22 protein-coding genes are annotated in these 22,262 nt (G+C 70.0%); 16 read left to right on the forward strand and 6 right to left on the reverse strand.

Annotation, left to right across the window (positions count from 1 at the left end; genetic code table 11):
* Positions 1-391 precede the first annotated feature (391 nt).
* Positions 392-2,047, reverse strand: coding sequence for an ABC-F family ATP-binding cassette domain-containing protein (locus tag ON29_RS04950; RefSeq protein ID WP_040865037.1), 1,656 nt, complete (start codon positions 2,045-2,047; stop codon positions 392-394).
* A gap of 147 nt (positions 2,048-2,194) precedes the next feature.
* Between ON29_RS04950 and ON29_RS04955 the strand changes: the two genes are divergently transcribed.
* The 5 genes from ON29_RS04955 (at position 2,195) to ON29_RS04975 (ending at position 5,503) form a co-directional block, all read left to right on the forward strand.
* Positions 2,195-2,386, forward strand: a complete 192-nt coding sequence (locus ON29_RS04955; protein ID WP_040864950.1) for a PspC domain-containing protein — start codon at positions 2,195-2,197, stop codon at positions 2,384-2,386.
* Between the two features lie 95 nt (positions 2,387-2,481).
* The gene (locus tag ON29_RS04960) at positions 2,482-2,790 is read left to right on the forward strand and encodes a DUF6802 family protein (protein WP_040864951.1); all 309 of its coding nucleotides are present in this window, start codon (positions 2,482-2,484) and stop codon (positions 2,788-2,790) included.
* A gap of 127 nt (positions 2,791-2,917) precedes the next feature.
* Positions 2,918-3,229, forward strand: coding sequence for a hypothetical protein (locus ON29_RS04965; protein ID WP_157114143.1), 312 nt, complete (start codon positions 2,918-2,920; stop codon positions 3,227-3,229).
* A 58-nt stretch (positions 3,230-3,287) separates the two neighbouring features.
* Positions 3,288-5,105: a hypothetical protein gene (locus ON29_RS36595; RefSeq protein WP_040864953.1), complete on the forward strand. Its 1,818-nt coding sequence runs from the start codon at positions 3,288-3,290 to the stop codon at positions 5,103-5,105.
* A 47-nt stretch (positions 5,106-5,152) separates the two neighbouring features.
* Positions 5,153-5,503, forward strand: a complete 351-nt coding sequence (locus ON29_RS04975) for a hypothetical protein (protein ID WP_040864954.1) — start codon at positions 5,153-5,155, stop codon at positions 5,501-5,503.
* A 28-nt stretch (positions 5,504-5,531) separates the two neighbouring features.
* Here the strand turns inward: ON29_RS04975 and ON29_RS04980 are convergent, their stop codons facing one another.
* Positions 5,532-6,392: a poly(ethylene terephthalate) hydrolase family protein gene (locus tag ON29_RS04980; RefSeq protein ID WP_040864955.1), complete on the reverse strand. Its 861-nt coding sequence runs from the start codon at positions 6,390-6,392 to the stop codon at positions 5,532-5,534.
* A 36-nt stretch (positions 6,393-6,428) separates the two neighbouring features.
* On the opposite strand from ON29_RS04980, the gene glmS reads away from it, so the two are divergent.
* Positions 6,429-8,312, forward strand: coding sequence for a glutamine--fructose-6-phosphate transaminase (isomerizing) (gene glmS, locus ON29_RS04985; protein WP_040864956.1), 1,884 nt, complete (start codon positions 6,429-6,431; stop codon positions 8,310-8,312).
* Between the two features lie 49 nt (positions 8,313-8,361).
* Here glmS and ON29_RS04990 read toward each other — a convergent pair whose 3' ends face one another.
* A complete protein-coding gene (locus ON29_RS04990) occupies positions 8,362-9,549 on the reverse strand; it encodes an MFS transporter (RefSeq protein WP_040864957.1) in 1,188 nt (395 codons plus the stop codon).
* A gap of 139 nt (positions 9,550-9,688) precedes the next feature.
* On the opposite strand from ON29_RS04990, the gene ON29_RS04995 reads away from it, so the two are divergent.
* Positions 9,689-10,180 (forward strand): MarR family winged helix-turn-helix transcriptional regulator, encoded by a 492-nt coding sequence (locus ON29_RS04995; RefSeq protein WP_040864958.1) that lies wholly within the window; start codon positions 9,689-9,691, stop codon positions 10,178-10,180.
* Between the two features lie 68 nt (positions 10,181-10,248).
* On the opposite strand, the gene ON29_RS05000 is transcribed toward ON29_RS04995, so the two are convergent.
* The gene (locus tag ON29_RS05000) at positions 10,249-10,680 is read right to left on the reverse strand and encodes a cupredoxin domain-containing protein (RefSeq protein ID WP_051174881.1); all 432 of its coding nucleotides are present in this window, start codon (positions 10,678-10,680) and stop codon (positions 10,249-10,251) included.
* Positions 10,681-10,722: 42 nt separating this feature from the next.
* On the opposite strand from ON29_RS05000, the gene ON29_RS05005 reads away from it, so the two are divergent.
* The 7 genes from ON29_RS05005 to tsaD all read left to right on the forward strand — a co-directional run bounded on the left by ON29_RS05005 (position 10,723) and on the right by tsaD (position 17,383).
* A complete protein-coding gene (locus ON29_RS05005; protein WP_040864959.1) occupies positions 10,723-12,168 on the forward strand; it encodes an NAD(P)H-hydrate dehydratase in 1,446 nt (481 codons plus the stop codon).
* A gap of 257 nt (positions 12,169-12,425) precedes the next feature.
* A complete protein-coding gene (gene alr, locus ON29_RS05010; RefSeq protein ID WP_040864960.1) occupies positions 12,426-13,541 on the forward strand; it encodes an alanine racemase in 1,116 nt (371 codons plus the stop codon).
* Between the two features lie 11 nt (positions 13,542-13,552).
* Entirely contained in the window at positions 13,553-14,617 is a 1,065-nt protein-coding gene (locus ON29_RS05015; protein ID WP_040864961.1) for an alpha/beta fold hydrolase, read from the forward strand.
* Positions 14,610-15,062 (forward strand): tRNA (adenosine(37)-N6)-threonylcarbamoyltransferase complex ATPase subunit type 1 TsaE, encoded by a 453-nt coding sequence (tsaE, locus tag ON29_RS05020; RefSeq protein WP_040864962.1) that lies wholly within the window; start codon positions 14,610-14,612, stop codon positions 15,060-15,062. Before ON29_RS05015 ends, tsaE begins: the two co-directional genes overlap by 8 nt.
* A 55-nt stretch (positions 15,063-15,117) precedes the next feature.
* Entirely contained in the window at positions 15,118-15,834 is a 717-nt protein-coding gene (gene tsaB, locus ON29_RS05025) for a tRNA (adenosine(37)-N6)-threonylcarbamoyltransferase complex dimerization subunit type 1 TsaB (protein ID WP_040864963.1), read from the forward strand.
* A gap of 5 nt (positions 15,835-15,839) precedes the next feature.
* Complete coding sequence (gene rimI / locus ON29_RS05030) at positions 15,840-16,343, forward strand: ribosomal protein S18-alanine N-acetyltransferase (RefSeq protein WP_040864964.1); 504 nt, start codon at positions 15,840-15,842, stop codon at positions 16,341-16,343.
* A complete protein-coding gene (gene tsaD, locus ON29_RS05035; RefSeq protein WP_040864965.1) occupies positions 16,340-17,383 on the forward strand; it encodes a tRNA (adenosine(37)-N6)-threonylcarbamoyltransferase complex transferase subunit TsaD in 1,044 nt (347 codons plus the stop codon). The genes rimI and tsaD overlap by 4 nt, the downstream gene beginning before the upstream one ends.
* A 176-nt stretch (positions 17,384-17,559) precedes the next feature.
* Here tsaD and ON29_RS05040 read toward each other — a convergent pair whose 3' ends face one another.
* A complete protein-coding gene (locus tag ON29_RS05040) occupies positions 17,560-19,080 on the reverse strand; it encodes a DUF7159 family protein (RefSeq protein ID WP_040864966.1) in 1,521 nt (506 codons plus the stop codon).
* A 585-nt stretch (positions 19,081-19,665) separates the two neighbouring features.
* On the opposite strand from ON29_RS05040, the gene groES reads away from it, so the two are divergent.
* Entirely contained in the window at positions 19,666-19,968 is a 303-nt protein-coding gene (groES, locus tag ON29_RS05045; RefSeq protein ID WP_028479292.1) for a co-chaperone GroES, read from the forward strand.
* 219 nt (positions 19,969-20,187) lie between these two features.
* Positions 20,188-21,798 (forward strand): chaperonin GroEL, encoded by a 1,611-nt coding sequence (gene groL / locus ON29_RS05050; protein ID WP_040864967.1) that lies wholly within the window; start codon positions 20,188-20,190, stop codon positions 21,796-21,798.
* Between the two features lie 212 nt (positions 21,799-22,010).
* Here the strand turns inward: groL and ON29_RS05055 are convergent, their stop codons facing one another.
* Positions 22,011-22,262, reverse strand: coding sequence for an RskA family anti-sigma factor (locus ON29_RS05055; RefSeq protein ID WP_040864968.1), 252 nt, complete (start codon positions 22,260-22,262; stop codon positions 22,011-22,013).

Below are 22,262 nucleotides of genomic sequence, written 5' to 3' on the forward strand. Positions count from 1 at the left end.
GTTCGCGGATTGCGGATGCTCGGTCTGGCTTCGCTCGAAACCGGGAGTTGGGGTGCGCTGGGTACGTAGGGGCGCGAGGCATGGACCTCGTGCACGCGGTTCGTTGTGGTGGGCGGTTGTCCCGTCGGCCGGTGATCAGTGGCCGACGTGGCGGACGTGAGCCGGTTCGCGGACTGCGGATGCTCGGTCTGGCTTCGCTCGAAACCGGGAGTTGGGGTGTGCTGGGCGCGTAGGGGCGTGAGTTTTGGGCATCGTGCACGCGGTTCGTTGTGGTCACCGGTCGTACTGATGACCGGTGATCAGGCGGGGACGTGGCGGCGGCGCGAAGGTGAGCCGGGCCGCGACCGGCACGGCTCGGTGGATACTGCGTCGCGGCGAGGCGCGTTCGGGGTCAGACTGTTTCGGTGAGCGTGCCCGCGGTCATGTGCCAGCGGCGGGTCGCGCGGACGGTGTCCAGCATGCGGCGGTCGTGGGTGACGAGTATCAGTGTGCCGGTGAAGGATTCGACGGCCTGCTCCAGCTGTTCGATGGCGGGGAGGTCCAGGTGGTTGGTCGGCTCGTCCAGCACGAGCAGGTTCACCCCGCGGGCCTGGAGCAGGGCGAGGGCGGCGCGGGTGCGTTCGCCGGGGGAGAGGGTGTCGCATGGGCGCAGCACGTGCGGGCCGCGCAGGCCGAATTTCGCCAGCAGTGTGCGTGCCTCCGCCTCCGGCAGATCCGGCAGCTCGGTGCCGAAAGTGTCGGCCAGCGCGGTGGTTCCGCGAAACAGCCCGCGCGCTTGGTCCACCTCGCCGATCTCCACGCCGGAGCCCAGGCTCGCGGTCCCGCTGTCCGGCCGGAGCTTTCCCAGCAACAGTGCCAGCAGGGTGGACTTCCCGGAGCCGTTCGCCCCGGTGAGAACGATGCGATCCGCCCAGTCGACCTGGGTGGTGATCGGGCCCAGCGTGAAGTCGCCGCGGGTGACCTTCGCCCCGGACAGCGTCGCGACCACCGAGCCGCTGCGCGGGGCGGCGGCGATGCTCATGCGCAGGTCCCACTCCTTGCGCGGTTCCTCCACCACATCGAGTCGTTCGATGCGGCGCTGGGTCTGCCTGGCCTTGGCGGCCTGTTTCTCGGTGGATTCGGCACGCATCTTGCGGCCCGCCTTGTCCGAGTCCATCTTCCTGGGGTCGCGCGCCTTGCGGCGTGCGTTGCGGACGCCGTGCTCGAGCCAGTTGCGCTGCATCTGCGCGCGGGACTCCAAGCCCGCTTTGGTGTCGGCGTACTCCTCGTAGGCCTCGCGCGCGTGCTGCCGGGCGATCTCGCGTTCCATCAGATACGACTCGTAACCGCCGTCGTACAACCCGACCTGCTGCTGGGCGAGGTCCAACTCGACGACGCGATTCACGGTGCGCGCCAGGAACTCGCGGTCGTGACTGATCACCATCAGCGGGACACGCACGCCCTCGACGAACTGCTCCAGCCGGGCCAGGCCGTCCAGGTCCAGGTCGTTGGTCGGCTCGTCCAGCAGCAGGATGTCGAAGCGCGACAGCAGCACCGAGGCCAAGCCTGCGCGGGCCGCCTGGCCACCGGACAGCCCGGTCATCGGCGTGTCCAGGCCGCCGGGCAGGCTTTCGGCGAGACCGAGATCGGCGGCGACCTCGTGGGCGCGCTGGTCCAGGTCGGCTCCGCCGAGGGCAAGCCAGCGTTCCAGCGCGGGGGAGTACTCGTCCGGCCCGCCGTCGGCGAGGCGCTCGGCCGCGGCGTCCATCACCCGCTGTGCCTCGCCGACTCCGGTTCGGCGGGCGAGGAATTCCAGAACGGTCTCGCCGGGGATCCGCTGCGCCTCCTGGGCCAGGTAACCGACCGTCGCGTCCGGGGGACTGAGCGTGATGCTGCCGGTCGGCGCGCGCCGGTCGGCGAGCATGCGCAGCAGCGTCGACTTGCCCGCGCCGTTCACGCCGACCAGCCCGATCACGTCGCCCGGCGCGAGGGTCAGATCGAGGTCGGCGAACAGGGTGCGCTCGCCGTGACCGGCCGACAGGCCGCGGGCATGCAGAGTGGTGCTCACCAGCACGAGTCTGCCGTGCTCGGGGTCGCACCCTGAGGTCGGCCCCGGGAGAAATCAGGGTGGGAATCGGCCGCGGGGCCGATGGCGGGGCCCGCGGTGGCGGGCACAGTGGAGGTCGTAGCGATCACCGCACGAGAGGGAAGACCAATGACCGCCCCCACCCGCCGTTTCACCCGCTCCGCCCACGACAAGTGGATCGCAGGCGTCTGCGGTGGCATCGCCGAGTACCTCGGCTGGAACGCCAACGTCGTCCGGCTGCTGTTCGTGGTGTCGTGCCTGCTGCCCGGCCCGCAGTTCATCCTCTACCTGGTGCTGTGGCTGCTGATGCCGAAGAAGTGACCCAGGGGGCTGCGTCGAGCGCGCGAGGGTGTCAGGATGGAACGATGCCGCTTGTGCGGCACGCGCCACCGAACGAGTCCTGCTGAGGAGGAATCATGATCACCTCGAGCGAAATTCCCGGTTTGGATATACCCGGCATCGACGCGTCCTCGTCGCTCGGCGGACTGGGCGCCATCGAATTGCAGCATCCGACCCAGGACATCGATGGCGACGGCAGTCTCGACACCATCACCACGACCGGTGACGAGGCGATGCAGGTCTGGACCGACTACGACCACGACGGCTTCGCCGACCACGTCACCGTGGTGGAGAAGGACGGCGACTACGCCGCATGGGAATTCCACCGCCACCCGGACGGCACCTCCGAGTGGGTTCGCACCGACCGGGGCAGAATCGGCGGCTGACCATCTCCGCGAAAGCGGAATTCGGGGGAACCGAGTGTCTGCGCGTTGCGTCGAAGGAAGTACGGCGGGACTCGGTGCGAACGAGATTCGCACCGGCGCAATGACACTACGAGGACGGAGGGGATTCGTGGGCGGGTCGGAAATGGTCGGTGTCCGCACGGGGGAGCTCGGTGCGCTGGGCAGTGACTATCGGAGATCGGCGGACGCGGTCCGCGACCAGGCGAAGCGAGTCGCCGATCACCGGTTCGGCACCGGTGACGAGGCGGGCCGGAACTATGCGCCGCAGGGCATCGCGGTGCAGCAAGGACTGGAGCGGATCAGCGCGTGGCTGCGGAACTGGAGCGACGCCACCACCGCCACCGCTGACGCGCTCGGGGCCGCCGTGGTGGCCTACGCCGAGACCGACCAGCAGCGTGCCTCCGAGACGAACAACACATGAGACCGCCGAATGACACGTGTTCGCACCGGCAACACCACACATTCGAGGAGTCGGGATCATGACGGTTTCCTGGCAGGGCAAGGCGATCGACGCCCTCTTGGACGAGGGCAGCGCGGGGCTGCGGTACTGGATCGAGTTCATGCCGCTGTACGAGGCGGCGTTCGGCGGCAACGGGGGGCGCGGTGACCTGGGCAAGCTGCTGGCGATGTACGACGAGCAGCGCGGCACGCGGTTGGAGAAGCTGGAGCAGGCGGGTGAGACGCTGAAAGTCGCTCTGGCGGAGGTCGATCGGCAATGGGACGCGCAGCAGGGTTACACCCGTCGACTGCCCGAGTTGTGGCAGGGAACCGTTGCCGCCGCCGCGCTCGACATGCTCGGCAAACAGTCGGTCCTGGCCGACGAGGACCGGCAGCATGCCCGGGCGGCCATGACGGTGATCGCCGATATGGCGAGTTCGCTGCGCTCGGCGGTGGCCGCGAAGGCGTTCGCCACCCGGGAGTTGCTGGAGGGCCCGGTGGGCGGCGGCAAAGTGGTGAAGATCGACGGTAAGACTCCGGACGACGTGAAGGTCATCGTCGAGGTGCACAATGCGCGGGAATGGATCGACGCCGAGCAGGTGCGCGACCTCGGCCGCATCTTCCCGGCACTCGCGGTGCCGGAGGACAAGATCAACAAAAGCGTGCTCGGCTTCATCAACTCCGACAGCAGGAATCTGCTCACGGGCGCGTACGGCGATCGGGTGCGCAGCGTCACCGACGAGTGGCTGACCAAGACCTTCAAACCGGATTTCGATCGGAAATTGGCGTCCTACATCGACGTCTGCGCCGAGGTCGATCGCCTGTTCAAGGACCAGTACAAGAACCTGACCGACGCGTTGGCGCAGGTCACCGAACGGGCCTACCCTCGGCCGGAAGGTCCGACGAATCCACAGCCGGAAACACCGGTCAACCAGGACAAGCCCCACGAAACGAATGCTCCCGGGCCGTCCGGCACGCCCGCTGGCACGATCCCGGCGAGCACCACACCGAGTGATGTCCCCGCATCGGCCACACCGGCCACGCCGAGCACCCCCGGCACGCCGAGCACCCCTGTCACGCCGAGCACCCCGGTTGCGCCGAGCACCCCTGTCACGCCGAGCACCCCGGTTGCGCCGAGCACCCCTGTCACGCCGAGCACCCCGGTTACGCCCGCGCCAAGGTTGCCGTCGCTGGACGGACTTGCCGCACTCAGCCAGGTGGCCCAGGAATTGTCCCCATTGGCAACCGGTCTCGGCCAGGCGGTGAACCAGGGACTGTCAGCCCTGAGTGGCCTCATCGAAAGCGGAGTGGACGACGCGATCGAAAAGCTCATGCAGAGCGTCGATCCGCAGACTACAGAAGCCGACGGCGAGAAAGACGAAGAGGGAAACGAGGATTCCGGGCCCGAGGCGGAGTTCGATATCGGTGGAAAGCATGTGAAGTTCGAGATGGGCCCGGATGGTCAGTTGCGGCTTCTCCTCTCCGATGCCACCGGCAAGGAACAGGAGTTCACCGTCGAGCTGAACGAGCAAGGCGTACCGGTCATCTCCACGACCGAGCCGGAGAACGCGCAGCCCTCGGCACCGGATGCCCCGACGCCGGAGAACCAGAAGCAAGAGCAGGCTCCTGTGCCGGAGGCCCGGGAGAAAGCGAATGCGCCCGACTCGGCCCCGGCGCCGGAAACCGACGACGGTCGGATCGGTGTGCCGAGCGGAACCCCACCGGTCACCCGGCGCGAGGAGGACGGCGAACACTATCCGAAGCCGATGCCGGAACCGGACGCGCCGGCGGACACCGGCGCGGAACTCGCCGAAGCCGGGCCGCTGGACGCGGATTTCGCCGAGGCGGGCCCGTTGTGAGCCCGGCCGGGCCGAGTCCGCACACCCGATGAGCGAGGAGGCGCAGCATGGTGAACTACGCCGAGGAAGCGAGGCAACTCGCCGCCGAGAACCAGCGCCGCATGTCGCTGCTGCTCGACGAGATCCAGGCGATCAACGAGCAGACCGCGGCGACCGGCCGAGAGCTCGCCGATCGCCTGACCGCCGACATGGACGAGTTCTGGACGACGCACGCCGACGAGCTGGGCAAGGCCGCCGCCGAGGCGGAGGCGCAGCAACGGCTGCAAGAGGAGGCACGGGAGCAGCGTGCGGCCATCGCACGATCGATGGCCGCACGCCGGGCCGGTCAGATGGTGACTCCGGTCGACGAGGAGGACGAGGAAGCCGCGTTCTACAGACGCAAGAGCTGGCTGATCTGACCAGGTACTCCGGCGACCGTGGGCACTGCTACCGGCGCAGCAGGGCGGCGAGCTGGCCGACCTTGAGCTTCGGCGCCGCCTCTTCCTCTTGCGGCGCATCGGGGTCGACGACTGTGGTGTGCGGGATGACCTCTTCGAGTTCCGCGAAGGCGCGATAGGTCTTGTCGCCTGCGAGCGTGGCGAGCAGGTAACCGGCCAGCAGGGCGCGGGTGGTGCGGGCGGTCTTCGCTTCGTGCTTGCCCGCGCCCACTGCGGCGAGCACGCGCCTGCCCTCGATGATGCCGTTGTGCGAGGCCTTGTCGATGGCGCGCAGGATGGCGGGGCCGCCCCACGCGGTGGCCAGCGGGATGGCGTTGGAACTCACCGAGGTGATGTCGGTCGCGCCGGCCAGGATCAACGCCGGAATGTCCAGTTCGGGCGCGACGGCCTCGGCGGCGGGCGCCGTCGGCGCGGGGAACAGCGCCACGAGGGTGGCGACATCGCGCCGCCCCGCGGCGATGACGGCGGCGCCCGCGCCCATGCCGTGCCCGGCCAGGGCAAGGCGCTCCGGATGCACGCTGATCTCGCCGTCGCCGAGCCGCACGCCGGTGCAGATGTCGAGCGTGGTGAGCAAGTCGGCGGCCAGCCCCAGGTGTGACGGAATCGGCCCGCGCTCGGTGTCGGGGGCGGCCGCCACGATGCCCCAGGAAGCGAGGTGTTCGAGCAGGGTGCGGTAGTGGGCGACCCCGGTCAGCCAGCCGTGCCCGAACGCGACGGCAGGTAGATTCCGCCCCGCCTCGGGGGTGAACACCACCCCCGGCTGGCCGGCGACGGCCAGGTTGCCACGCAACACGCGGTGCGGGCCGCGGCTGGTCAGGGTGCTCATTAGCGATTTCACAGACGCCGACACGACGTGAACGTTATCCGATAAGTAGTGTGGTGAGCCATGTGCGGAATCGTGGGGTACGTCGGGTACCGAGACGCGCTCGGCGTCGTCGTTGACGCGTTGCGCCGCATGGAATATCGCGGTTACGACTCCGCGGGTGTGGCGATCCTGGACGGCGCGGGCGCGCTGGCGGTGGAACGCAAGGCCGGTCGCCTGGCGAATCTGGAGGCCCAGCTCTCCGAAACCGGCATCGATCGTTTCGTGGGCACCACGGGCATCGGGCACACCCGCTGGGCCACGCACGGCGCGCCGACCGACCGCAACGCGCACCCGCACCGGGACGACAGCGGCAAGGTCGCCGTGGTGCACAACGGCATCATCGAGAACTTCGCTCCGCTGCGGCGCGAGCTGGAGGACGCCGGGGTCGAGTTGCACAGCGACACCGACACCGAGGTCGCCGTGCACCTGGTGGCCCGCGCGTACGCCGACGGCCCGACCGCCGGTGATTTCGCGGCCAGCGCGCTGTCGGTGCTGCGCCGGCTGGAGGGCGCGTTCACCCTGGTCTTCACGCACGCCGACCACCCGGACACGATCGTGGCCGCGCGCCGCTCCACGCCACTGGTGGTGGGCGTCGGCAAGGGCGAGATGTTCATCGCCTCCGACGTCACTGCGTTCATCGAGCACACCCGCGAGGCGGTCGAACTCGGCCAGGACCAAGCCGTCGTGATCACCGTGGACAGCTACCGGGTCACCGATTTCGCGGGGGAGGACGCGCGTGCGCGCACCCGCCCGTTCACGATCGACTGGGACCTGGCGGCCGCCGAGAAGGGCGGCCACGACTACTTCATGCTCAAGGAGATCGAGGAGCAGCCCGCCGCGGTCGCGGACACCCTGATGGGGCATTTCAGCACCGATCGCGACGGCGGGGGCCGGATCGTGCTGGACGAGCAGCGTCTCGCCGACCAGGAGCTGCGCGATTTCGACAAGGTGTTCGTCGTCGCGTGCGGCAGCGCGTATCACTCCGGCCTGCTGGCGAAGTACGCCATCGAGCACTGGACTCGACTGCCCGTCGAGGTCGAGCTGGCCAGCGAGTTCCGCTACCGCGATCCGGTGCTGGACCGCTCGACGCTGGTGGTGGCGATCTCCCAGTCCGGCGAGACCGCCGACACGCTGGAGGCGGTGCGCCACGCGAAAGAGCAGAAGGCCCGCGTCCTCGCGATCTGCAATACCAACGGCGCGCAGATTCCCCGCGAGTCCGACGCGGTCCTCTACACCAGGGCCGGGCCGGAGATCGGCGTCGCCTCCACCAAGGCGTTCCTGGCCCAGGTGACCGCGAACTACCTGGTCGGGCTGGCCTTGGCGCAGGCGCGCGGCACCAAGTACCCGGACGAGGTGGCCCGCGAGTTCGCCGAACTCGAGGCGATGCCGAAGCTGGTGGAACGCGTGCTGGAGACCGCGCCGCAGGTGCGGACCATCGCGCGGGAACTGGCCCAGGTGCCGACCGTGCTGTTCTTGGGACGTCACGTCGGCTACCCGGTGGCATTGGAGGGCGCGCTCAAGCTCAAAGAGCTGGCCTACATGCACGCCGAGGGATTCGCGGCGGGTGAACTCAAGCACGGACCGATCGCGCTGATCGAGGACGGTCTCCCGGTGATCGTGGTGATGCCGTCGCCGAAGGGGCGCGCGGTGCTGCACTCGAAGCTGCTGAGCAACATCCGGGAGATCCAGGCGCGCGGCGCGCGCACCATCGTGATCGCGGAGGAAGGCGACGACACGGTGCGCCCGTTCGCCGACGACCTCATCGAGATCCCCAGCGCGCCGACGCTGTTCCAGCCGCTGTTGTCGACGGTCCCGCTGCAGATCTTCGCCGCCGAGGTGGCGCAGGCGCGCGGCTACGACGTCGACAAGCCGCGTAACTTGGCCAAGTCCGTCACCGTGGAATAGTCCGGTGGCCGCGCACTGTCGAGTGCGCGGCCACTGCTCGCCGTCTCGGCTATGCCCGCACGGCGACCAAGGGTTCCTCTGGGACGGTGGGCTCAGCGCGGCGCTCGAGGTATCCGGACACGACCGCGAGAACCAGCGCGACCAGGACCAACCCGACGCCGACCCAGTTGGGGGCGGTGTAGCCGAGGCCCGCGGCGATCACCACGCCGCCGAGCCAGGCCGATACCGCGTTGCCGAGATTGAACGCGCCGATATTGACCGCGGAGGCCAGGGTGGGCGCGCCCGCCGCTTGGTCGAGGACGCGCTTCTGCAGCGGCGGGACGGTCGCGAATCCGAGGGCGCCGATCAGCACGACCGTGACGGCGGCGGCGATCTTGTCGTGGGCGGTGACGGTGAACAGCGCGAGAACGATCGCGAGCCCGCCGAGGGTGATGTACAGCATCGGCATCAGGTGGCGGTCGGCGAATTTGCCGCCGATCAGATTGCCCGCGAAGAAGCCGAGGCCGAACAGCACGAGCAGCCAGGTCACCGAACTCTCCGCGTAACCGGTCACCTCGGTCATCATCGGCGCCAGGTAGGTGATCGCGGCGAATACTCCGCCGAAGCCGAGCACCGTCATCGCCATTGCCAGCAGCACCTGGGGATTGCGGAACACCGCCAGTTCGGTGCGTAGCCGGGCGTTCGCAGCGGCGGGCTGTTGCGGCACCAGCGCCGCGACGCCCAGCAAGCCGATCAGCCCGATCAGCGCGACGAACAAGAAGGTCAGCCGCCAGCCGAAATGCTGTCCGAGCAGCGTGCCCAGCGGTACACCGACCACGGTGGCGACGGTGAGCCCGGTGAACATGATCGCGATGGCGCCGGCGCGCCGGTCGGCGCTGACCAGGGTTCCGGCAACCACGGCACCGATTCCGAAGAACGCGCCGTGGGCGAGCGAGGCAACGATCCGCCCGGTGAGCATCAGCGCGAAAGTCGGCGCGGCGGCGGACACGATGTTGCCGAGGACGAGCAGCGTGAGCATGCCGAGCAGCATGCGTTTGCGTGAAACCCGGGTGCCGAGGCCGGTCATCAGCGGCGCACCCGCCACGACACCGAGCGCGTATCCGGTTACCAGCAGACCGGCGGTGGGGATGGACACCGCGTAGCTGTCGGCGATGTCGGGCAGCAGGCCGACGACGACGAATTCCGTCGTCCCGATGCCGAATGCCCCGAGGGTCAGGGCGAGAAGGGCGAGGGGCATGGGGGAGCCTCCACATGATGTTGCGTCAGATCCTTACAGGCGTCGACAATAATTGCAGACGCGCTTTAATTGCAAGCGCGGGCTATTGTGAAGTCTGGCTATCCTGGAGGCCTGATCCCCTGACGCGAAGGAAACGCCGATGACCGCGGATGCCGCTCTGACCGGCCTCGCCGATGGTTGGTACGCACTCTCGCTGCTGCACGACCGGATCGAGGCGCACATCGAGCGGGCCCTGCAATCCGGCCATGACCTGAGCGTTCGCGAATACTCCCTGCTGGTCGTCCTGAGCCGTCAGCACGACGGGGCGGGCGGGCACCTGCGGATGAACCAGGTCGCCGAAGCCGTGGTGCTGAGCCAGAGCGCCACTACCCGGCTGGTCTCCCGGCTCGAGGATCGCGGCCTGCTCCAGCGGTACCTCTGCCCGGACGACCGCCGCGGCATCTACACCGACGTAACGGCGGCGGGCTTGGACCTGCTCGAGCAGGCCCGGCCCACGCACGACGCCGCCCTCGCCGGCGCTCTCGGTCAAGCGGCCGCCAACCCGGAACTCGCGCCGCTGGTGGCCGCGGTCGAGGCGCTGAACACCAGTTCCGCCCGCGGCGCCCGGCCCCGGGACTACCGCCCGGTGTGAGCCGGAGGCGATTGGTGTACCGAGCTCAGCCCGCCGGGCCCGAATCCGGTGCGCTGCGCATCCGCGGGTTATCCGACGGTGATGGTCCCGCGCATCTCCGGGTGCAGCGAGCAGAGGTAGCGGTAGACGCCGGGCGCGGTGAAGGTGTAGCTCCACTCGCCTTTGTCGATGATCGGGCTGTTGATGCCCATCGCCTTGTCACCGATGCCCTGCACGGTGTGCGGCACCTTGTCGCCGAATTTCCAGGTGACCGTGTCGCCGACCTCGACGGTGACCTCGGCGGGGGAGAATTTCATGTCGTCCACCGCGACGGTGGCGGCGGCGGGCTTGCGCTCACCGGTCTGCTGAGCGGTGGTGGTGGCCGGCCGAGCCGGTTTCCTCGTGGTGGTGGCGGCCGAACCGGATTCGTCGCCGCCGCATCCGGACAGCAGCAGCGCGCCGGCCAGGGCGACTCCCGTGACGACGCGGACGGTCCCATTGCGGCGGCGAACGCTTGGCATGATGGCCAAGCGTAGTAGGCCACACCGACGGAGGGAGCGGCGATGTCCACGCAGCGGGGCTATTTCACCGTAGACGAGGTGCGCGCGGCGGAGGCCGAGCTGTTCACCCGGGTGCCGGACGGCGTGCCCATGCGGCGCGCGGCGCACGGCCTGGCCACGGTGGTGGCGGGGGAACTGCGGGAGCGTACCGGCGGTGTCGCGGGACGGGCGGTGACCCTGCTTGTCGGATCCGGCGACAACGGCGGCGACGCGCTCTGGGCCGGAGCGCAGTTGCGCCGTCGCGGTGTCGCCGTCACCGCCGTCCTGCTCGACCCGGAGCGGGCGCACGCCGAAGGGCTTGCGGCGCTGCGCAAAGCCGGTGGTCGAGTGGCCGACGACACCGGCGATCCGGACCTGGTGATCGACGGCATCGTCGGCATTTCAGGTCGCGGCCCGCTGCGGCCGCGTGCCGCGGAAATCGTTGCGGCGCTGCAGGCTCCGATCGTCGCGGCCGACCTGCCCAGCGGCGTCGCCCCGGATACCGGGGCGATCGAGGGCCCCGCCGTCCGCGCCGACGTCACGGTCGCCTTCGGCGCGTACAAACCGGTGCACGCCCTCGCCGCGCCGCAGTGTGGCCGAATCGAGTTGATTCCGATCGGCTTACGTCTTCCGGAAGCGGGTCTCGTCGCACTGGAACCCGCTTCGATCGGCGCCGCGTGGCCGGTGCCCGGCCCGGCCGACGACAAGTACACGCAAGGCGTGACCGGTGTCTGCGCGGGCAGCGCGACGTATCCGGGCGCCGCGGTGCTGTGCGCGGGTGCTGCCGTCGCCGCGACGTCGGGGATGGTGCGGTATGCCGGAACCGCGGCGGCCGAGGTGTTGCACCACTTTCCCGAAGTGATCGCCACCCAGCAGTTCGCCGCCACCGGGCGCGTCCAGTCCTGGGTCTTCGGTCCCGGCGCGGGCACCGACGACGACGCCGGGCAACGCCTTCGCGAGATCCTGGCCACCGACCTTCCGGTGGTGATCGACGCCGACGGGCTGACCCTGCTGGCCGCCGCGCCGGAACTGGTGCGCGATCGCGCGGCCCCGACCGTCCTGACCCCGCACGCGGGCGAGTTCGCCCGGCTCACCGGGAACGAGGTCGGCCCGGACCGGGTCGGCGCGGTGCGCGGCCTCGCCGATTCCTGGCAGGTCACCGTGCTGTTGAAGGGCCGCGCCACGCTGGTCGCCGCCCCGGGCCGCCCCGTGCTGGTCAACGAAGCGGGCGGCTCGTGGGCGGCCACCGCGGGCGCGGGCGACGTGCTCTCGGGCATCATCGGGACGCTGTTGGCGGCAGGCCGTGACCCCGCCTGGTCGGCCGCGGCGGCAGCCCGAGTGCACGCGTCGGCCGCCAACTCGGCCGCCCACGAGCACGCGCCCGCCGGAACCCCCATCTCGGCAAGCGTCCTGGCCGCGCACGTCCGGCCCGCGATCGGCGTCCTGCGCGGCCTCGCCCACCCCTCTTGAGCCGCGCCGTCGTCGGTGATCGCTGTCATTCATGGCGACGATCACAGGGGACGACCGGCGCGTCAACCGAGTGGAACCGGAACCGAGCGCGCCCATAGACTCGACCGGAACCAACGCAACGACTGATCTCGAGAGCACATGGGTAACTCGCCGGGTACGCCCAGAACCCAGGTGGCACCGGACGCGGGACCTGAACGCGAATCCTGTACCACCCGACTGGTACGGCCTGAATCCCCGGAGAGGCGGAACGGACTGCCGTGAATGCGCAAGTCGAAACGGTCATCGACCTGGACGCCATCGCCCACAACGTGCGAATCCTGCGCGAACACGCGGGCGACGCCGCGGTGATGGCAGTGGTGAAGGCCGACGGCTACAACCACGGCGCGGTCGAGGTCGGCCGGGCCGCGCTGGCCGCGGGTGCGGCGGAACTGGGTGTGACGACGGTGGCCGAGGCGGTGCAGTTGCGTGCGGCCGGTATCACCGCGCCCATCCTGTGCTGGCTGCACAGCGCGGACACCGACTTCGCGGCCGCGGTGGCCGCCGACGTCGAGATCGGAGTGTCCTCACAGGCCCATCTGCGGGCGGTCGAGGCCGCTGTCCGTGGCACCGGTCGTCCGGCGACGGTGACGCTGAAGGTGGACACCGGCCTGAACCGCAACGGTGTGTCGCCGGCCGAATACCCGGAAGTCCTGACCGCGCTGCGCGCGCTGGTCGATGAGGAGGCGGTGCGCTTCCGCGCGATCTTCTCCCATCTCGCGCACGCCGACGAACCCGGGCACCCCAACAACGACGTGCAGCGCGCCCGGTTCCTGGACGCGATCGCCACCGCCAAGGAGCACGGCCTGGAGCCGGAGCTGGTGCACATCGCCAACTCCGCGGCCACCCTCACCCGTCCGGACCTGGCCTTCGACCTGGTCCGGCCCGGCATCGCCATGTACGGCCTGTCCCCGATTCCGGACGACGATTTCGGCTTGCGGCCCGCGATGACGTTCCAGGCCCGGGTCGTCCTGGTCAAGCGGGTGGCCGCAGGCGAAGGGGTCTCCTACGGGCACCAGTGGATCGCGCCGCACGACACCACCGTCGCGCTGATTCCCGCCGGTTACGCCGACGGCGTGTTCCGCCCGTTGAGCGGACGATTCGACGTCTGGCTGGGCGGGGCGCCGCGCAGGAACGTGGGGCGGGTGTGCATGGACCAGTTCGTCGTCGATCTCGGTGACAACGCGGCGGGCGTTCAGGAAGGCGATACCGCAGTCCTCTTCGGTGCGCGACCACATGCCCAGGACTGGGCGGATCTGCTCGGCACCATCCACTACGAAGTGGTGTGCTCGCCGCGCGGCAGGGTCACCCGCCGCTACACCGGTGCCGTGCGGTGAGCCGCTTCCGGATGACCCCGCTGCGCGGCGGGCTGGCCACGGTGGGTGTCGTCGGTGCGCTGGCCGGCGCCCATGCCCTTCGGCGCGCCGGTGCGCGGGTGCTGTGGCCCGCCCGGGGCGACGACTACCGCGACGAGAATTTCGGGCTGATCGACGCCGACCGCGCCGGAACGGTGCTCGCCGACGACGGTGTGCCCCTGGCCACGCGAACCTGCGGCCCCGACGACGCGCCGGTGACGGTGATCTTCGTGCACGGCTTCTGCAACACCATGGCGTCTTTCCACTTTCAGCGGCGTGACCTGGAAAAGCGGTGGGGCGCACGGATTCGCATGGTGCTGTTCGATCTGCGCGGACACGGTCGTTCCGGCGTGCCGAGTGCCGCGAGCTGTACCGTCGCCCAGCTCGGCTGCGATCTCGCCGCCGTCCTGCGCGCCACCGCTCCGGCCGGTCCGGTGGTACTGGTCGGCCATTCGCTGGGCGGGATGGCGATTCTGGCCGCGGCCGCGCGATTCCCGGACCTGTTCGCGGCCAGAGTGATCGGGATCGCACTGCTGTCGACCACTGCCGCCGGTGTGACCGCCGCGGGTGTCGGGCAGCTGTTGCGCAATCCCGCGATCGACGGCTTTCGCCTGGCCGTGCACATCGCGCCCGCCCTGGTGCAGGCGGGCCGCGTCACCGTGCGGCACGTGATCACCCCGATCCTGCACGTCAGCTCGTTCCACGGCCCGGTGAGCCCCACGCTGTCGCGCTTCACGACGCTGATGATCGACCAGACGCCCATGGAGACCATCGTGAAGTTCCTCCAGGCGATCGAGGTGCACGACGAGTCCGCGGCGCTACCCGCGCTGGCGGGCACACCGGCCCTGGTGCTCGGCGGCGGGCGCGACCTGGTGATCCCGTTCCGCAATTCGCGTGCCCTGGCCGCCGCGCTGCCCGGCAGCGAGCTGATCCGGCTGGAAGGCGCGGCGCACATGCCGCATATGCAGTACCCGGATATCGTCAACGCCGCGCTGGATCGATTGCTGGTGCGGGCGGGCGCGGTCGACCCGTCGGGCTCGGAGGTGGCCGGTGGCTGAACCACGGCAACGAATCCTGCCCACCGTCGCCGACACCGAGGCGCTCGGCCGGGAACTGGCCGCGGATCTGCGCGCCGGTGATCTGGTGGTGCTCGACGGTCCGCTCGGGGCGGGCAAGACCGCGCTCACCCGTGGCATCGCCGCGGGGCTCGGCGTGCAGGGCCGGGTCAGCTCGCCGACGTTCATCATCGCCCGCCAGCACCGCGCGGGGCAGCGCGCGGACGGACCGTCGGTGCCCCTGGTCCACGTGGACGCCTACCGGCTCGGCGGCGACCTCGACGAGCTGGACGCCCTGGACCTGGACACCGATCTGCATCAGGCGGTGGTCGTGGTGGAGTGGGGCCGCGGCGTGGTGGAGCACCTCGCGGAGCGGCACCTGCGCGTGCTGCTGTCGCGCGAGCCGGATTCGGATGTGCGCACCGCCATCTGGGAATGGGTGGGTTAGCTCTCAGGTAGCTCTGCGTCGGTGCCTCCTACCACCCGGTATCGTTGGCCCAATCATGCTTGTACTAGCCGTCGACACCGCGACACCCGCCGTCACAGCGGGACTGGTGGACCTGGAGCAGGGCGCCGGCGCGGCGGACCCCGTCCGGGCGCGCACCATCGCCTACCGGGTGCGGGTCGACCCCCGCGCCCATGCCGAGGTGCTCACCCCGCAGATTCTCGAATGCCTCACCGAGGCAGGTCGTTCCAGGACCGACATCGACGCGATCGTCGTCGGCGTCGGGCCGGGTCCGTTCACCGGCCTGCGCGTCGGCATGGCCACCGCGGCCGCGTTCGGTGACGCGCTCGGCATCCCGGTGTACGGCGTGTGCAGCCTCGACGCGATCGCCGCCGACGCGGCCGTCGACCCGGCCGTGCCACCCCCCGTCGAGCTCCCGCCCGAGGCCGAACTGCTCGTGGTGACCGACGCGCGGCGGCGCGAGGTGTACTGGGCGCGGTACCGGGAGGGCGCGCGCGTGGCCGGACCCGAGGTGTGCAAGCCCTCGGAATTGGACGAGGGTCAGGCCACGGCGATCGCCGGATCCGCCTCGCACGTCGACTTCTTCGATCTTCCTGTGCTCCCCGCCGAAACGCCCTCGCCCGCCGGTTTGGTGCGCGTGGCCGCCCCCGAGCTGCTCTCGCGCAGCGTGCCGGAGCCGCTGGTTCCGCTGTACCTGCGCAGGCCGGACGCGGTCGAGAACGCCTACCGCCGACTCGACCGGACGGGAGCGTGAGGCTGATGGCGTTCCGGATCGAGCCGATGGTGGCCGACGACATCACACGCTGCGTGGAACTGGAGCAGTTGCTGTTCCCGGAGGACGACCCGTGGGCCGCCGTGGCGTTCCAGTCCGAGCTGGCCGGCCGGCACAACCGCTACATCACCGCGCGCGACGAGGACGGGCGAATGGTCGGCTACGCGGGTATCGCCCTGCTGGGTGACGCCGAACACCCCGAGGCCGAGGTGCACACCATCGGTGTCGATCCCCGCTGCCATCGCGCCGGCGTCGGCACACTCCTGCTGGAGGCGCTGCTCGCCGAGGCGGGCAGGCGTGGCGGACCGGTGTTCCTGGAGGTCCGCACCGACAACGCGCCCGCGATCGCGCTGTACGCCAAGCACGGCTTCCACATCATCGGATTGCGCAAGAACTACTACCACCCCAGTGGCGCGGACGCGTACACGATGCGTAGACCCGCGCTGACCAGCGAGGATCGCTGGCGGACACCGGACGAGGTGCTGTCGTGATCATCATGGGCATCGAAAGCTCCTGCGACGAAACCGGAGTCGGCATCGTCCGCAGGAACCCCGACGGCACCTGCGAATTGCTCGCCGACGAGGTCGCCTCCAGCGTCGACCAGCACGCGCGCTTCGGCGGCGTAGTCCCGGAGATCGCCTCGCGCGCACATCTCGAGGCGATCGTCCCCGCCATGCGCCGCGCGCTGTCGGCGGCGGGTATCGCGAAACCGGACGCGCTGGCGGTGACCATCGGCCCGGGCTTGGCCGGTGCGCTGCTGGTCGGCGTCGCCGCCGCGAAAGCGTATGCGGCGGCGTGGGATGTGCCCTTCTACGCGCTGAACCATCTCGGCGGGCACGTCGCGGTGGACACCCTGGAACACGGGCCGATGCCGCCGTGCGTCGCGCTGCTGGTGTCGGGCGGGCACACCCACCTGCTGCACGTCACGGATCTGTCCGAGCCGATCGTGGAGCTGGGCAGCACCGTCGACGACGCGGCGGGCGAGGCGTTCGACAAGGTGGCGCGCCTGCTCGGGCTGGGTTTCCCCGGCGGTCCCGCGCTGGACGCCGCCGCGGCGACCGGTGATCCGCGCGCCATCGCGTTTCCCCGTGGCATGACCGGGCCGCGCGACCCGCGCTACGACTTCTCCTTCTCGGGCCTCAAAACCGCGGTGGCCCGGTACGTGGAGGCGGCGCAGCGCGACGGCGTGGCCGCGGACGATCTGCCGATCCCCGACATCGCGGCGTCGTTCCAGGAGTCGGTCGCGGATGTGCTCACCATGAAAGCGATTCGGGCGGCTCAGGATGTCGGCGTCGGCACGCTGGTGCTCGGCGGCGGAGCCACGGCCAACTCGCGGATCCGTTCGATGGCCGAAGAACGCTGCACTGCGGCAGGTTTGACGCTGCGGGTGCCCAAGCCCCGGTTGTGCACGGACAACGGCGTGATGATCGCCGCCCTCGGCGCGCATGTCATCGCGGGTGGCGCGGCCCCTTCGCCGCTGACGGTCGCCACCGACCCCGGTCTGCCGGTGTCGGTCAGTATGGTTCGCTGACCTGCTCGTACTCGGTGACCGGCCGGATCGCGGCCGACGGGTTGCGCTGCGATCTCCGGGATCGCTCGGCGGGGCCGATATCAGCGCACGGATGCCGTCCGCGGGCTCGCTGGACAGCGCCAGATGTCGGTCGGCCGACGACGGGAGACGAGCGGCCGGGCGCACGACTGTGGAGATCAGTTCGGCGCCAGGAGTCCCGGATCGGACGAGGACCCCGAATGACCCCGGGGCGGCAACGGCAGGCTCGACCACGCGGGCGCCTGGGCCGGACTCGTGCCGGGCGTCGTCGCGCTGGGCGCCACGGGCCCGAAGGTCCGGCTCGACTGCGGCGAACTGCCCGGCGCGGCATGCGGATTGCCGAACAGCGGACCGAGCAGTTCGGGGAACGGGATCGGCGGAAGGTTCGGATCCGGGCGCAGCGTGGGCTGCGTGGGCGGAATCACCTGCGTGGCCGTCGAACCGCCGGTACTGCTCTGCGGCCCGTGTTCCGTGGTGGTCGGCCCGACGCCGGTGCTGTCCGGCGTGCGGTCGTGCGTACCGGCCGCCGCGGTCGGGAGCGGTGTGGATGTCGGGTTCGGCAGCTGGGAAGCGCTGCTCGTGGTCCCCGCGGGAGAGACCTCGTCGTCCGCGGTGGGGGAGAACGTCTTGACCCCGTACCCGACGATCAGCCCGACGACCACGATCGCACCGGCCAGGGTGCCGAACACCTTGGTGACCGTGCCCGCGGGCGCGTCGCCGCCCAGCGCGCCGACCGGGAACACCGAGGGCTGCACCGAATCGGCGACCAGGGCCGCGCCTTTCGCGGTCACCGCCTCCGGGTCCGGCACGGTGAACACCGGGACCTCCAGCGCGGCGGTGAGGGTGTCGAGCACGGCGGGGATGTTGGCACCGCCGCCGATGACCGCGACCGCCTGCGGTTGCCGGGGCGACCGGGCGAACGCCGTCGTGACGAAGCGGGTGAGATCGCGCAGCAGGTCGGCGATCAACTCTTCGAAGTCGGCCCTGGTCAGCTTCAGCGGACGCCCGGCGACGTGGTCGATGGTGACCGCGGGCGCGATGGACAGGTGCTCCTTCGCCGCGCGGCCCCGGTTGGTGAGCATGCCGCGGTTCGGGCGGGTACCGCGCCTGGCGAAGTGCATGTCCACCAGATGCTGGTAGATCAGGTCATCGATCGCCTTGCCGCTGACGGTCGCGGTGCGATCGGAACGGAGCAGGGAGCCCTCGGCCCGGTCGGCGACGGTGACGCTGAGCCCCGAGGCGCCGAGATCGATGATGGCGACGGTGTCGTAACGGTCCAGCAGGCCGGTGTGCCGCAGGTACGTCAGCGCGGCGGTGCCCTCCGGGATCAGCCGCAGCTCACGCTGTTTGCCGGTGGCCGAGCGGATGATCTGCGCCTGCTCCTTGGTGCGGTAGGCGACCGCGACGCTGGTGGGCGGCTGACCGGTCATCGGCTCGAAATCGCGTGGACCACCCGCGAACCGGCCGACCGGACGGATGATCTCGCGCGGCGGCTGCGTGGTCGGCAGCTGCGTGGTCATCAACTCGATCGAGGACGCCACCAGGTCGCCGAGATCGGAATGGGCCGCGTCGGCGGAGACGACGCGGTAATCGAAGCTCTGCATGCCGTTCGGCGCGGTGGAGACCAACGCCGAGCACACGACCTCGGCCCCGGCCGAGATGCCGAGGGATGTTCGCATGTTCACCTCCCTTCGAGCGGATGGTCATGGTGTCGCCGACCATCTCGAATCAACTGCCGGACCGCCGTATGGATGACGCGCGACCCGGACCGGGAAACGAACCGGCCCCTCGTCCGGGTGGGTCGCGGGGACCGGCCATGGATCACGTGTGTCTTGCTCTCTGGTGAAGCTGGTGGTGCAACGATCGTGCTGCGGCGCTGCGAGTCTCGGCGACGCTGTGGTACCCCTGGGTCGCCGATCCGCCGCCTGTTCGGCGACGAACCGGCGGCCGGACCGCAGCCGTCGTCAATAGTGTCACAATCCGTTATCCGAACGTTACTGTTTCCCCGAACTTATCGCCAAGCCCGCAGCTTCTCGGGCGTGCCGCGGCAAAGTTGGCACCGCTCAGCCTTGAGCGCTGGCACTCTCATGTATAGAGTGCTAGTCGGCACTGTGTGTAGTGCTTGTGCCAGCAGCTTGACCACTGGGCAGGGGTCCCGGCACCCGCGACGACGGGGCTATGCGCAGGGTCAGCATCGTGACCAACCGACGCGTCCGGAACAACGGTTCCGGACGACCGAATCCCCTGAAAGTGGAGGGCTCAACGTGGCGAGCGTGAACATCAAGCCGCTCGAGGACAAGATCCTCGTCCAGGCCAACGAGGCCGAGACGACGACGGCCTCCGGCCTGGTCATCCCCGACACGGCGAAGGAAAAGCCGCAAGAGGGCACCGTTGTCGCCGTCGGTCCCGGCCGGTGGGACGACGAGGGCGAGAAGCGCATCCCGCTGGATGTCCAGGAGGGTGACACCGTCATCTACAGCAAGTACGGCGGCACCGAGATCAAGTACCAGGGCGAGGAGTACCTCATCCTGTCGGCGCGCGACGTGCTGGCCGTCGTCACCAAGTAGCCGATCGGGCACGCATGCGTTCCGCCCCGGTGTCTCTCGTGACCCGGGGCGGAACGCGTTCGGCGCCGACACCCCGGCACTGAAACACGCGGTGCGAGCGACGGGCCCGTAGGCGGCAGCCTGCGTAACCACGGAGGGCCCCGGGAGCACCGCTCATCGGACACGCGGTGCGAGCGATGGGCTCCGGAGCGCCGCAATCCACTACAGGAGCGAATTCCCATGGCAAAGCAGATCGAGTTCGACGAGAAGGCTCGCCGGGCTCTGGAACGCGGTGTCGACAAGCTCGCCGACGCGGTCAAGGTCACCCTGGGCCCGCGCGGACGGCACGTCGTGCTCGCGAAGTCCTTCGGCGGCCCGACCGTCACCAACGACGGCGTCACCATCGCGCGCGACATCGAGCTCGAGGACCCGTTCGAGAACCTCGGCGCGCAGCTGGTCAAGAGCGTCGCCACCAAGACCAACGATGTCGCGGGCGACGGCACCACCACCGCCACCGTGCTGGCCCAGGCGCTGGTTCGCGCCGGGCTGAAGAACGTTGCCGCGGGCGCGAACCCGATCGCGATCGGCTCCGGCATCGCCAAGGCCGCCGACGCGGTCTCCGAGGCGCTGCTCGCGCTGGCCACCCCGGTCTCCGGTGAGCAGGCCATCGCGCAGGTCGCGACGGTGTCCTCGCGCGACGAGGAGATCGGCGAGATGGTCGGCAAGGCGCTGACCACCGTCGGCAAGGACGGCGTCGTCACCGTCGAGGAGTCCTCGACGCTGCAGACCGAACTGGTCGTCACCGAGGGCGTGCAGTTCGACAAGGGCTACCTGTCGCCGTATTTCATCACCGACCCCGACAGTCAGCAGGCCGTCCTGGAGGACGCGTTCGTCCTGCTGCACCGCGAGAAGATCAGCTCGCTGCCGGACTTCCTGCCGCTGCTGGAGAAGATCGCGGAGAGCGCCAAGCCCGTCCTGATCATCGCCGAGGACGTGGAGGGCGAGGCGCTGTCGACCCTGGTGGTCAACGCGATCCGCAAGACGATCAAGGCCGTCGCGGTGAAGGCGCCGTTCTTCGGCGACCGCCGCAAGGCGTTCCTCGACGACCTGGCGGTGGTCACCGGTGGCACCGTGGTGAACCCGGATCTGGGCATCACGCTGCGCGAGGCGGGCCTGGACGTGCTCGGCAAGGTGCGTCGCGTCGTGGTGACCAAGGACGACACCACGATCATCGACGGCGCCGGTTCCGCGGCGGACGTGGAGGCGCGTGTCGCGCAGCTGCGCCGCGAGATCGAGTCCACCGATTCCGACTGGGATCGCGAGAAGCTCGAGGAGCGGCTGGCCAAGCTGGCCGGTGGCGTCGCGGTGATCAAGGTCGGTGCGGCCACCGAGACCGCGCTCAAGGAGCGCAAGTACCGCGTCGAGGACGCGGTGAGCGCCGCCAAGGCCGCCGTGGAGGAAGGCATCGTGCCCGGTGGCGGCACCGCGCTGGTGCAGGCCGCGAGCAAGCTCGTCGAGCTGCGCGACTCGCTGTCCGGTGACGAAGCCGTCGGCGTCGAGGTGGTCCGCACCGCGCTGCGGGCGCCGCTGTACTGGATCGCCACCAACGCGGGCCTGGACGGCGCGGTGGTGGTCAGCAAGGTGGCCGAGGGCAAGGAGGGCTTCAACGCCGCCACGCTCACCTACGGCGACCTGCTCACCGACGGCGTCGTCGACCCGGTGAAGGTGACCCGTTCGGCCGTCGTGAACGCGGCGTCGGTCGCGCGCATGGTGCTCACCACCGAGAGCGCCGTGGTCGACAAGCCCGCCGAGGAGCAGAACGAGCACGGTCACCACGGCCACTCGCACTGAACCGGCCGTCGGGCAGGACAACCGGCAAGGCCCCCGAACCGCGCGGTTCGGGGGCCTTGCCGGTTCTTGCGGCACGGGACGCGACTACCGGTGATACCGAGGAGGTTCCGAAGCTCGACACGCTGTCTGCCGCGGGACCGGAAGGGTCGGCGGATGGTCCGGACCGTCGGGCCCGTACGCGTGGAGCGGGAATGCCTGGCGCGACGCCGGGTTCAGCTGGCGACCGGCGGCTGTTCTGCGGCGATGGCCGCGAGTAGGCGAGCACGCAGCGCGGGCGGCGGAGCGGCCGCCGTGGCGGTGGCGAGAGCGGAGAGCGCTTCTTTGGTGTCTCTGACTTCCCGGATGAACTCCGCGCGTAGCACGGGGTCCTCGCTGTCGAACAGTTCCTGCACCTCTTGATGGTCTTCGTCGTCGATCGATCCGAGCGCGACGGTGTGCGCGAGATCGATCTGGCGTTCGTTCAT

The sequence above is a fragment of the Nocardia exalbida NBRC 100660 genome, assembly GCF_000308575.1.
Classification (GTDB): domain Bacteria; phylum Actinomycetota; class Actinomycetes; order Mycobacteriales; family Mycobacteriaceae; genus Nocardia; species Nocardia exalbida.